Annotated in this window: 8 protein-coding genes; 3 read left to right on the plus strand and 5 right to left on the minus strand. The window is 36.8% G+C overall.

Annotation, left to right across the window (positions count from 1 at the left end):
* Positions 1 to 93: 93 nt before the first annotated feature.
* Positions 94 to 2,871, plus strand: coding sequence for an excinuclease ABC subunit UvrA (gene uvrA / locus ULVI_RS11745; RefSeq protein WP_068592969.1), 2,778 nt, complete (start codon positions 94 to 96; stop codon positions 2,869 to 2,871).
* Between the two features lie 124 nt (positions 2,872 to 2,995).
* The gene (locus ULVI_RS11750; protein ID WP_068592970.1) at positions 2,996 to 4,285 is read left to right on the plus strand and encodes a hypothetical protein; all 1,290 of its coding nucleotides are present in this window, start codon (positions 2,996 to 2,998) and stop codon (positions 4,283 to 4,285) included.
* Between the two features lie 149 nt (positions 4,286 to 4,434).
* On the opposite strand, the gene ULVI_RS11755 is transcribed toward ULVI_RS11750, so the two are convergent.
* Together ULVI_RS11755 and rpsA are read right to left on the minus strand one after the other, a co-directional pair.
* Entirely contained in the window at positions 4,435 to 5,370 is a 936-nt protein-coding gene (locus ULVI_RS11755) for a T9SS type A sorting domain-containing protein (protein WP_068592971.1), read from the minus strand.
* Positions 5,371 to 5,566: 196 nt separating this feature from the next.
* Positions 5,567 to 7,426: a 30S ribosomal protein S1 gene (gene rpsA / locus ULVI_RS11760; RefSeq protein ID WP_068592972.1), complete on the minus strand. Its 1,860-nt coding sequence runs from the start codon at positions 7,424 to 7,426 to the stop codon at positions 5,567 to 5,569.
* Between the two features lie 502 nt (positions 7,427 to 7,928).
* Between rpsA and ULVI_RS11765 the strand changes: the two genes are divergently transcribed.
* Positions 7,929 to 8,645 carry a DUF4377 domain-containing protein gene (locus ULVI_RS11765; RefSeq protein WP_068592973.1) on the plus strand — a complete coding sequence of 239 codons (717 nt, stop codon included), beginning with the start codon at positions 7,929 to 7,931 and terminating at the stop codon, positions 8,643 to 8,645.
* Positions 8,646 to 8,731: 86 nt separating this feature from the next.
* Here the strand turns inward: ULVI_RS11765 and cmk are convergent, their stop codons facing one another.
* From cmk to lon, 3 genes are all read right to left on the minus strand, one after another.
* On the minus strand, positions 8,732 to 9,427 hold the full coding sequence (gene cmk, locus ULVI_RS11770) for a (d)CMP kinase (RefSeq protein WP_068592974.1): 696 nt from the start codon (positions 9,425 to 9,427) through the stop codon (positions 8,732 to 8,734).
* Positions 9,427 to 10,446, minus strand: a complete 1,020-nt coding sequence (gene porQ / locus ULVI_RS11775; protein WP_068592976.1) for a type IX secretion system protein PorQ — start codon at positions 10,444 to 10,446, stop codon at positions 9,427 to 9,429. The genes cmk and porQ overlap by 1 nt, the downstream gene beginning before the upstream one ends.
* Positions 10,447 to 10,583: 137 nt before the next feature.
* The gene (lon, locus tag ULVI_RS11780; RefSeq protein ID WP_068592978.1) at positions 10,584 to 13,034 is read right to left on the minus strand and encodes an endopeptidase La; all 2,451 of its coding nucleotides are present in this window, start codon (positions 13,032 to 13,034) and stop codon (positions 10,584 to 10,586) included.
* Between the last annotated feature and the right edge of the window lie 204 nt (positions 13,035 to 13,238).

The raw sequence follows: 13,238 nt of genomic DNA on the forward strand, positions 1-13,238 counted from the left end.
TTTTCCTAAAAAAAATACAATATATGTTAATGTGAAATCTCAAAATGTATATAGTATCTTTGCGAAAATCGTTGTAAAAAGAAAGTTGATAATTTGAATACTGAAACACTAGATACCAAAAAAAACATCCTTATTGAGGGTGCCAAACTTCATAACCTAAAAAATATATCGGTTGCCATTCCACGGAATAAATTGGTAGTTATTACTGGTCTTTCGGGAAGTGGAAAATCAAGTTTAGCCTTTGATACTCTCTATGCTGAGGGTCAAAGGCGCTACGTAGAAAGTCTTTCCTCTTATGCTCGTCAGTTTTTAGGGCGTCTTGATAAACCAAAAGTAGATAGTATAAAAGGTATTTCCCCTGCCATTGCTATAGAGCAGAAAGTAAATTCTACAAATCCAAGATCTACGGTAGGTACTTCTACAGAAATTTACGATTATTTAAAGCTTCTTTATACACGTATAGGAAAAACAATTTCGCCTGTTTCAGGAAATGTTGTTAAAAAAGATACCGTGAGCGATGTGATGACCTATATGAAAGAATTTCAAACGGGCGAAAAATTACTGTTGCTTGCACCCATTTTTCTTGAAGAAGGAAGAACTATTGAGAATAAGCTTCAGGCGTTAGCCCAGCAAGGATATTCCAGAGTTAAGATTAAAAATTCTATTTCGCGAATAGATGAGCTCAAGGAAGAAAAACTTCCGAAGAACATTCTTTTAGTAGTTGATAGGGTGATCACTAAAGATGATGAAGATTTTTACAATCGACTTGCAGATGCGGTGCAGATGGCTTTTTACGAAGGTAAAGGTGAGTTATATATTGAAAATCTTTCCGATAATTCTATAAGGGAATTTAATAATAGATTTGAAGCAGACGGGATGACATTTGTAGAACCAAATGTACATTTGTTCAGTTTTAATAATCCCTATGGCGCATGTCCGACGTGTGAAGGCTATGGAGATGTAATTGGGATAGATGATGATCTTGTAATTCCAAATACTGCCTTATCAATTTACGAAAATGCGATATTTCCTTGGCGCGGTGAGAGCATGAGTTGGTATCGTGATCAATTGGTAAATAATGCTTATAAGTTTGATTTCCCTATTCACAAACCTTGGTTTGAACTTTCTGATGAACAAAAACAACTAGTTTGGGATGGAAATAAATATTTTGAAGGATTGAATAGCTTCTTTGCTTTTCTTGAGTCTAAAAGTTATAAGATTCAAAATAGAGTAATGCTTTCTAGATATCGAGGAAAGACAAAATGTAGTACATGTAACGGAAAACGTCTGCGCCCTGAAGCAAATTTTGTAAAAGTTGGTGGACTTTCGATACAAGATCTTGTTGAACTTCCATTAGATAAAGTTGCTGTATTTTTTAAAGATTTAGAACTTGATTCGTACGAAGAACAAATTGCTAAAAGACTTTTACTAGAAATTAAAAACCGACTTTCCTTTTTAATGGATGTTGGTTTAAGCTACCTTACACTTAATAGAAAGTCTAATACATTGTCGGGTGGAGAATCGCAACGTATAAATCTAGCAACTTCATTAGGAAGTAGTCTGGTTGGATCTATGTACATCTTAGATGAACCCAGCATCGGACTACATCCTAAAGACACAGAAAGACTTATTGTAGTTTTAAAAGCTTTAAGAGATCTCGGGAATACGGTTATTGTGGTGGAGCACGACGAGGATATAATGAAAGCTGCTGATGATATTATAGACATTGGTCCCGAAGCGGGAACCTTTGGTGGAGAAGTTGTTGCTCATGGAACGTATGCTCAAATTTTAAAATCTAATTCTCTTACTGCTGGTTATCTCAATGGAGCGCTGCAGATAGAGGTTCCCTCAAAAAGACGCACTTCAAAAAACAGCATAAAAGTTGTAGGAGCACGCCACAATAATTTAAAGAACATTAATGTTGAGTTTCCAGTTGGTGCATTTACTGCAGTAACAGGAGTTTCTGGAAGCGGTAAGAGTACTTTAGTTAAGAAAATTCTTTACCCTGCAATGCAAAGACATGTTGGAGGATATGGAGAAAAGCCAGGACAATTTACGGGATTAGAAGGATCTTTTAATAGCCTTAAAAATATTGAATTTATCGATCAGAATCCCATTGGACGTTCCAGCAGATCGAATCCGGTTACTTACATCAAGGCATACGACGACATACGTAATTTATTTGCTAAGCAAAAATTAAGCGATATTCGCGGTTATAAAGCCAAACATTTTAGTTTTAATGTCGATGGTGGCCGATGTGAAACCTGTAAGGGGGATGGTGAAGTGACAATAGAAATGCAGTTCATGGCAGACGTTCATTTAGAATGCGATACTTGTAATGGAAAGCGATTTAAGAAAGAAGTTTTAGAAGTAACCTTTCACAAAAAAAATATTGATGACATTTTAACCATGACTGTGGATGATGCAATTTCTTTTTTTAGTGAACATGAAGAAAAAAGGATTATTACAAAATTACAGCCACTTCAAGATGTAGGTTTGGGGTATGTACAATTAGGACAAAGCTCCTCTACGCTTTCGGGTGGTGAAGCACAGCGAATTAAATTGGCGTCATTCTTAGTAAAAGGAACAACAAAAGAAAAGACCTTATTTATATTTGACGAACCTACCACGGGACTTCATTTTCATGATATAAAAAAACTATTAGCTTCCTTTTATGCGCTTCTCGATAAAGGCCATACGTTAATCGTGGTTGAGCATAATATTGATCTTATTAAGTGCGCTGATCATATCATTGACCTAGGACTTGAAGGAGGTTCTAAAGGTGGAGAAGTAATTGCACAGGGTACTCCAGAAGAAGTGAGCACTAATAAAAAGTCTTTTACAGCTGCATATCTAAAAGAAAAAATTTAGAATAAAATCAAAAACGTCTCATAATCAAGGGTTAACGTTTTTGGCACGATGGTTGTTTTATTAATGGCGTACAGAGCTGACCAAAGAAATTCAAAGCAAGTACAACCTTTTAAAAATGACAATTATGAAAAAAGCAGCAACCCTCCTATTTAGTTTATTCTTAATAGGATTCTCAGTAAAAGCGACACCAGATTCTTCGGAAAGTGTACCTACACTTGAAGAAACAACGAACTACGATTACGATGGAAAATCATACATCTTTATTGAAGGTACTGTTGAATTTTCAGTTTTTCCAGATGGTCAATTTGATTTTGTATATGTTGGTCCTCAACAAGGAAATAATGTTAATGTAAATATCAACACACCAAATGTAGCTGTCTCATTTAATTCTGGCTACGATTACGAAGCGTACGTTCAATACGATGATTATGGTGCTGTAATCCAGGTTGAAGATACACCTATTTATTATGATGAATACGGACGTATTGTCCAAGCTGGTAATACAGAAATTCAGTATACTAATCGACGTATTGTACGTGTAGGAGGTTTACGTGTTTTCTATAATCACTATGGACACTTCTCACATTATTCTGGATATATTAACCTATGGACTCCACGCTATGTTTACAGACCTTGGCATGTATATTATGCCAGACCTTATTACACAAGTTGCGTAGTATACGACTATCCTTATAGAAGATATTATTCTCCAAGACGTTATAGCTATACGCATCATAGAAACTATTATAAAAAAGGGCGTAATCACTATGCTAACGGAAGAAGAAATTTTTATAGACCAGGAAGTAGAAACCATTATAAAGACGGTCGTGTAACAAAAAATAGTAATTATAATCCCAATCGACGTAACACCTTTGTTTCTGATAGTGGAAGAAGAAATGCTAACACATCACGTACGGCCTCTTCAAATCGAAATAACAATAATATAAGTAGAAATAATAGTAGAAGTAAAGCTACCGGGAATGTGCGATCGAACCAACAGGTAAAACAAACTAGAACAACTAAAAAATCTGTTGCAACATCAAGAAATAATACGGTACGCTCAACAAATAGAACTGCGACAAAACGAATTGATAATTCGGCAAAAGTGAATCGAAAAGTATCTCCAAGCCGTTCTACAAAAACGGTGCGTACTTCGAGAATTAAGACTCCTACTAGAGTTGCTACAGGAAACAGAAAACAAGTGTCTAAGAATCGTAGTACACGCACAAGTAGACCAACAGCGACTAGTACTACACAAAGAAAGAGTACTAATGTATCACGAGGTGGAAGTGCTGTAAAAAGAACTACTGGAGCTAGTGCTTCAAGAAAGACTACTGCGCAAAGAGGTTCGAACACTAAATCTAAATCTTCATCACGAAGTCGTTCTGCCACTCGTAGTGGTAGAGGAATCTAAAAATTTGGTTGGTTAGTTAGAAACCCCCTAAAGGCCTTGTGCCTACAGGGGGTTTTGTTTTGTTTATCTACGATAAAAATTAAATTACCAATATTTTATGTCTGGTAATGTTTCATTTATATTTAATTAATTAAACAAATAATAAACCTTTATTCCTTAATAATTTGCTGAGTATAGACTCCACTATTTGTATTAATTTTAAGTATATAAACACCTTGCTGAAGGCTAGAAATATTTAACTCTCCATTTACGAAGGTAGCCGGTATTACTTTTCCAAGAACATCGTACATAACGCTATTTTCTATTTCAATTCCTGAAGGAATATTAATTTTTAAGATTCCTGTAGTGGGATTAGGGAAAACCGATATTTGTGAAAGAGTATTAGTATTAACACCTAGTAAGCAATCTCCACCAAAAATAAAGTTTCCGAATAGTTCTCCACTGCCATTAGCACCTTCTAACTCAATTTTTGTAATAGGTTCATCTGTGATTACCCCGAAAAAATTCTGAGAATTTGTTGGTGCATCTATCGATAATTCTTCTATTAAAACATCTCCTTCACCATAAACTCTAATTAAGGTAGTAGGGTCATTATTTTCCCAAACATCCATAGCTACTGCATACACATTAGGATCAAAATTGATAATTGTAAATTCTGCAAATGTTGTAGCACCAACTAAAGAATCTGTGTTACCAATGGCACCGGGAGGAATATTTATAACTGTACCAGTACTTACAGAAACTGTAAACCCAACTTCTAGTTCACCAGCTGCAAAACAACTATCTCCATCACTACTTACAGTAGGACCACATTCGGTAATACCTGCGGGACCTCCTGTAAAATCTTCAGAGGTTACACTCGTTTCTGAGCAGTTTTCAGAAAGCGCGGTATTAAATTCATCGAGAGTAGTGTAAACTCCAATAATTGGGCGTTCTAAGTCATCAATTTGTGTGATTGTAGCTTGTTGATTGGTAGCATTGATTACTGGTAAGTCTATAGCTCCCAGTTCGTGGTATCCGGAGATTTGCTGTGCGTAAGACACGGTCGATACGATTAATGCGATTGTTAAAGTAACTTTTTTCATGTGTAAGGTATTAAGGTTCGTAAATTACTCTTCATAACTAATGCTAAAAAGAGTCTCTATTCAACTCTAAATTAGTAATTTGTATTTAATTATCGCATATATTTAAAACATTAATTTTATTCTAATAAAAAAGCCTTCCATTTCTGGAAGGCTTTTGCTTTAAATGAATGTTGTTTCTCTAAAGAAACTTGGATTGTTATTTCCCGTCCATTTTGTCTTTTAAAGCTTGAAGTGCTGAGTTCGCGTCACCTAAAGTCGGTTTAGACTCATCGGCTTGTTGCTCCGCTTTTTTAGCAGCTGCTTTTACGATCTTCGCTTCTTCTTCTTTATGTATTGCCATGTGAGAGGCTACCACTTTCTTAAATTCTTTATTGAATTCAATAATTTGGAATTCTGCTTCTTCACCTTTTTGTACGTCAGTCCCGTCTTCTTTTTCTAAGTGACGTTTTGGTACAAATGCACTAATATCATCATTAAAGTTGATTACGGCTCCTTTGTCTACGATCTCATCGATCTTAGCTGTATGCTTGCTTCCTACTTTAAATTCAGCTTCGTACTTATCCCAAGGGTTGTCTTCAGTCTGTTTGTGACCTAAGCTTAATTTACGTCCTTCTACATCTAATTCAAGAACAACAACCTCTAGTGTATCACCAATATTAGTAAATTCACTTGGGTGCTTGATCTTCTTAGTCCAAGATAGGTCGCTGATATAAATAAGTCCGTCGATACCTTCTTCTAATTCTACGAATACACCAAAGTTGGTGAAGTTACGTACAATCCCTTTATGACGTGAACCTACAGGGTATTTAGAAGTAATATCAGTCCATGGATCCTGCGATAATTGCTTGATACCAAGAGACATTTTACGATCTTCTCTGTCTAGTGTTAATATTTCTGCTTCTACTTCATCTCCAACATTTACGAAATCTTGTGCGCTTCGTAAGTGTGTTGACCAAGACATTTCAGAAACGTGGATCAATCCTTCTACACCTTCAGCTACTTCGATAAACGCACCGTAATCTGCAATTACAACAACTTTACCTTTAACGCGATCACCAATTTTAAGCTCATCACCAAGGGCATCCCATGGGTGTGCATTTAATTGTTTAAGACCTAATTGAATACGTGTTTTATCTTCATCGAAATCAAGAATTACAACGTTCAATTTCTGATCTAGTTCTACGATCTCATTCGGGTGGTTGATACGTGACCAAGAAAGGTCTGTAATGTGTACCAGTCCGTCTACACCTCCAAGATCTACGAATACTCCGTATGAAGTGATGTTTTTCACAACACCTTCGAGTACTTGACCTTTTTCAAGCTGACCGATGATTTCTTTCTTCTGCTCTTCGATATCTGCTTCGATAAGCGCTTTATGTGAAACAACAACGTTTTTAAATTCGTGGTTAATTTTCACCACTTTGAATTCCATTGTTTTACCAACATACGCATCGTAATCACGAATTGGCTTCACATCTATTTGTGATCCTGGTAAGAACGCTTCGATTCCAAATACGTCTACAATCATACCACCTTTGGTACGACATTTAACGAATCCGTTAACGATAGTTGCTTCGTCGTGTGCAGTATTAACACGCTCCCAGGCTTTAATTGTTCTTGCTTTACGGTGAGAAAGAATTAACTGTCCTGTACTGTCTTCGCGTACATCGATTAAAACTTCTACTTTGTCTCCAACTTTAAGGTCCGGATTGTAACGGAACTCATTTAAAGAAACAACACCTTCAGATTTTGCGTTAATGTCGATGATCGCATCACGATCGGTTACAAAAACAACTTCTCCTTCTACTACTTCGTCATCTAATGTATCAACGAAATTTTCGGTTACTAGTTTTTCAAAATCTGCTAGTTTACCATCATCGATAGGATCGATTCCTTCTTGATAGTTGTGCCAGTTAAATTCTTCAAGAAATTTTTCAGGATCGCGTTGCTTTAAAGAAAGTTCTTCTTTTGGTTGCTCCACTTCAGCAGTTGCTGTTTCCTGTTCGTTTGTTGTAGCTTCTTCTTTTGCTACTTCTTTGTTTGCTTTATCAGCCATTTGTTACTGTGTATTGCGATTCAGAAATTTAAGTTGCTGCCTCACAAGTTTTTGTATTCTGTGTTCATTCAAGAAAAATGCGGCGATCCCACAGAAGGGTTTAGATTATATTAGTTTTAGCTCCTTTTATTCTTGCTTTGCCGCTAAAAGGGTTGCAAAATTACTACTTATCTTTTGATTTTCAAAGCGTTTTGAATAAGAAAAATCACTCCTTTTTTAAAGGCACTAACTTTTATCGCAAGTCAGATTTTAATAAATATCTATTTCATTATAAGTGTAATTTAAATCGTATTTCTAGAGCTACTTCTTGGGCAAGCCACTTCCGCTTCGCTACAGTGTCGGGCTATCCGCGCTACACGGTAGCCAACTGCTATCCCTCTTGCAGTAAAACAGTTGCATATAATAGAGCACTTATTTTTAAATGCTCCTTAGATTCATCTTATTTAAAAGTTGCTGCATCTCTATCGCTTTCATTATTTTTGTTTTCTTAAACCTCAACATTATGAAATCACTTACCGCTTTATTTCTTGCTTTTTTAATAGCTAATTCTTGTAATGAAAAACCTTCAGAAGAACAGGAGACCTTTGTGTATTGGGTCAACAGTGCTAAAGTCGCATGCGAAGGAGTGGGCCAAAGACAATGCCTTCAGATTCAGAAAGGAGAACAATTTAGAGAGGGAGAATGGCAACTTTTTTACAGTACTATCGATGGATTTAATTACGAACCCGGATTTATATATAAACTAGAAGTTTCCGAAGTAAAAAAAGACCCGAAGTCCGTACCCGCAGATGCTTCCTCAATTCAATATACACTTGTGGAAGTTCTTGAAAAAAAAGCAATGGAACCTAAAACAGATAGCAAGATAGCCATACAGCTGCACGATATATGGGCATTACAGGCAATGAATGGCGATGTGGTGCGGCACAATCAATTCTCAGGAAGAAATAAACAACCTGTATTAGAGATTTTTGTGGAAGAAAAACGCATTGGCGGTAACGATGGTTGTAATTCTATTTTTGGTAGCATTGAAACACTTACCGATAAAAGTATTCGCTTTGGAACTTTGGGCGGTACTAAAATGGCGTGTCCCAACATGGATTTATCTGCAGAATATAACAAAGCATTGCAACAGGTACGAAGTTATAAAAGAGAAGAACTAAGTTTGTATTTCTATAATGAAGCAGATAAAGAGGTATTGCGTTATAAAAAAGTAGATTGAAAAACTACTAGAAACCTCACCTCGTAGTAAAAAGTAGTTAGTTATTTAAAGCAAAAAGCGAAACCTTTTTAAGTGGAGTGTAAAAGTTATATTCGTCCAGCAATACGGTCTTTCGCCAATTGTAGAATAATATGAAACTGATCTTCTAGATTCATTTCACTGTTATCTATTTCTATCGCATCGTCCGCCTTTCGTAAAGGAGAATCTTCCCGAGTGGAATCGATATGATCGCGCTCTAATACATTTTCAAGCACATCTTTATAAGCTACCTCATCCCCTCTTTCCAACAGCTCGTGGAACCTTCTAGTAGCACGCTTTTCGGCAGAGGCATTCATAAATATTTTTAATTCTGCATTTGGAAATACCACGGTTCCTATATCGCGACCATCCATAACTACACCTTTTCCCTCTCCCATGCGTTGTTGCTGCTCCACCAATTTTCTGCGCACTTCGGGTATTGTGGCGATCGGACTCACATATTCTGAAACTTGAAGTGTACGAATTTGCTTTTCTACATTTTCATTATTAAGAAAAATTTCAGCTTTAGAAAATGCGTTCGGTTTTCTAAATTCCAGTTTAATTTCTGAAAGTGACGCAATAAGTTTGTCTTTATCGAAAATTTCTTCAGAAATAAACCCTTTTTGCATCGCATATAGCGTCACGGCTCTGTACATTGCGCCAGTATCTACATATACATACTCTAGCCAGTCTGCCAGTTGTTTGGCTACAGTACTTTTTCCTGTAGATGAATAACCGTCTATGGCAATGGTAATTTTTTTCATTACTGAAGGTTCATATTAAGTCCGAAAAAACTAGAGGTCGCTGCTGCATTATACTTGGCATACGTATAACTGAGTCGAATTTTGTTTAAGCGTATGGAAAATCCTGCGCTTATTCCTGCAAATGAACGCTGTTCGATAATTCGTAATTCTTCTGCGCGACGTAAATTATACCCCAATCGAATGTTAAATCCTTTCTCGGGAAATAATTCGATTCCTACAATCATGTGTCGAAACGCGTTGTCTATAAAGTTTACGTTTTCTTCGGTGGTATTTCCTTCAAGATCGGTCTCTGCCCGATTAGGATTGGGAAAAGCAACACGCCAACGTTGCATGTTCTCTAGTGTAAAGTGCCAACGAATGGGAATATTCTCTAAGGTTTGAGAGATTCCGAAGATTAATTCGAAAGGTAGTGGCTCGTATACTTCATCGTAAGGAGTAAATTGTGTTCCCAGGTTTCTAGCGACACCGGTAATATGCAAATCCCAAGCATCGTAAACGTACATTACTCCAATATCAAGAGCACCTCCAAAGGATGAATATTGTTCTAATTTTGAAGATATAAGTTTCACGTTTACGCCAACATGAAAATTGGTAAAAGCAATATTACGAGCATGTCCAAAAGATAAAGCTACTTCTCCTCCACTAAAACTGCTAGTAGGCTCTCCATTTTCGTCGTAGCCATCGAAACTTCCGTAATTAATATAGGTGATTCCAGTATGAAGCACTTGAGTACGACGATCCCACAAATAAGCGTACGCCGCTGTACCGTAATTTACGTCTCCAATATAATTTGAATAATTTATGGATAGTTGATTATCCATATCCGGATTAATACTCGCCGGGTTAAAAAGCGCTTGCGTTGGATCGTAATCATAATTTGTAACCACTTTTCCTCCCAATGCTGCCTGACGTGGATTATTTACTAAGTTCAAAAATTGATAGGTCGACCTCCCTCCTACCTGAGCGATAGCACTTGTGGTTAACATAACAATTAAAAACAGAATAATCTTTTGGATCATAGAAGCAGGATACCTTTACCTAACATGTAAACGACTGCAATATTAATTTATTTTCAACAGGCGACGAAATGATTTACGAAATGAATAAGACCTTATAACAAAATACACGTTATAAGGTCTTAAACTACAATTGCTATTTAAAGTTTCTTAGCATTTTTCACCTTTTCTTTGGTCAATGCCAATTGAAGCACATCGCTCATATCTTTTACATACTGAAATTTCAACCCTTTTAAATATTCGGGTTTAATTTCATCGATATCGCGTTTATTATCTTCACAAAGAAGAATCTCTTTAATATGTGCTCGTTTTGCAGCAAGGATCTTTTCTTTTATCCCTCCTACTGGAAGCACTTTTCCACGTAAGGTAATTTCTCCTGTCATGGCTATACTTTTCTTTACTTTACGCTGTGTAAATAGTGAAACCAATGAGGTTAACATCGTAATTCCAGCACTCGGACCGTCTTTTGGAGTTGCTCCTTCAGGAACGTGAATATGCACATTGTATTTTTCGAACACCGCTGGATCGATTCCTAGCACTTTAGCGTTCGATTTTATATATTCTAAAGCAATGGTTGCCGATTCTTTCATTACCTTACCAAGGTTCCCTGTCATGTTTAGAGTTCCTTTCCCATTAGATAGAATCGATTCAATAAAGAGAATATCTCCTCCCACACGTGTCCATGCCAGTCCGGTGACAACTCCAGCTACTTCATTATTTTCATATCGGTTGCGCTCCATTCTAGGGGCTTTGAGAACTTCTACGATCAAGTCGTTAGTCACTTTCAAAGTATACGCTTCTTCCATAGCGATCTTCATGGCCGCATAACGCACCATCTTCGCAATCTGTTTTTCAAGTCCACGTACACCACTTTCCCTAGTGTATCCTTCCACAATTTTTTCTAACTGTGGTTTGGCAATTTTAAGGTCTTCAGAAGTAAGTCCGTGTTCTTTTAATTGCTTCGGAAGTAAATGTCTTTTGGCAATCTCAACTTTTTCTTCGATCGTGTATCCTGTAACATTTATAATCTCCATACGGTCGAGCAATGCTGGTTGAATGGTACTTAGACTATTTGAAGTAGCAATAAACATCACTTTTGAAAGATCGTAGCCTAACTCTAAGAAATTGTCGTAAAATGCGCTATTCTGCTCTGGATCTAAAACTTCTAGCATTGCTGAGGAAGGATCCCCTTGATTTCCTGAAGACAATTTATCGATCTCGTCCAATACAAAAACAGGATTACTGGTTCCCGCTTTCTTTAAGTTTTTTAAAATTCTTCCAGGCATAGCACCAATATAGGTCTTACGATGTCCACGAATTTCCGCTTCATCTCGAAGTCCTCCAAGTGACATTCGAATGTATTCTCTTCCTAATGCTTCAGCAACCGATTTCCCGAGAGAAGTTTTACCTACTCCAGGAGGTCCGTATAAACAAAGTATAGGAGACTTCATATCGTTACGAAGTTTCAGTACTGCTAAATATTCAATGATACGTTGCTTTACGTCATCTAGACCATAATGATCGCGATCTAGAATTTTACGTGCGCGCTTAAGATCGAATTTATCGTTACTAAAAGTATCCCAAGGTAATTCTAGCATAAGATCCAGATAGTTTTTCTGAATACTAAATTCAGCTACCTGCGGATTCATACGCTGCAACTTGGTAAGTTCCTTATCGAAATGTTTCGATACTTCTTCGCGCCAATTTTTCTTCTTAGCACGCGTTCTCATTTCTTCAATTTCAGCTTCCGAAGAATTTCCACCCAACTCTTCTTGAATGGTTTTCATTTGCTGTTGTAAGAAATATTCTCGTTGCTGTTGATTTATATCACTGTGCACTTTCGATTGAATATCGTTGCGCAATGATAATTTCTGAAGTTCGACATTCATGAACTTCAACGTTTCCAATGCGCGATCTTTTAAATCATTAATCTCTAATAAACTCTGCTTTTCAGCCACAGATATGTTCAAATTAGAGGATACAAAGTTGATAAGAAACGAATTACTTTCAATATTCTTAATCGCAAAAGCGGCTTCCGAAGGAATATTCGGACTGTCTTTTATAATTGTTAATGCCAATTCTTTAATCGAATCAATAATCGCATTAAACTCTTCATTTTCTTTTGCAGGACGCGCTTCGGCAACCTCACGAATTGTAGCCGTCATGTAAGGCTCTGTAGTAAGAACTTCAGCAACCTGAAAACGTTTCTTTCCTTGAATGATCACCGTTGTATTTCCATCTGGCATTTTAAGCACACGAAGTATTTTGGCGACCGTCCCCGTTGTATTGATATCCTTGGCTCCAGGCTCTTCTTTACTTTCATCCTTCTGCGATACCACACCAATCACTTTATTCCCTTTGTTGGTTTCGTTGATAAGCTTTATCGACTTATCTCTTCCAGCGGTAATTGGAACTACTACGCCTGGAAACAATACCGTATTTCGCAAGGGAAGTATTGGAAGGGTATCAGGAAGTTCCTCTTTCTGCATGGCATCTTCATCCTCTGCAGATAATAAAGGAATTAATTCTGCATCTTCCTGCAATTCCTGTAATGACATCGTGTCTATATTTCTAAGTTTTGATTTCGACATATTAATATATAAGACATTGTGTCATTTTAATAAGAAACACAATGTATCGTTTAGTTTAAATTATTTTCAGTTTAAAGCATAGCTACTGTAATACAAGAGATTCAGAAGCCTCGCTCTTATAAATAGACAAGAGTTGTGCCATGTCGTTCAAGGGTTACTAAACACCGATGAGTATTCGAAAAATGTGCGAAATTAAAACTCTAA

The sequence above is a fragment of the Cochleicola gelatinilyticus genome, assembly GCF_001637325.1.
Taxonomy (GTDB): Bacteria; Bacteroidota; Bacteroidia; order Flavobacteriales; family Flavobacteriaceae; genus Cochleicola; species Cochleicola gelatinilyticus.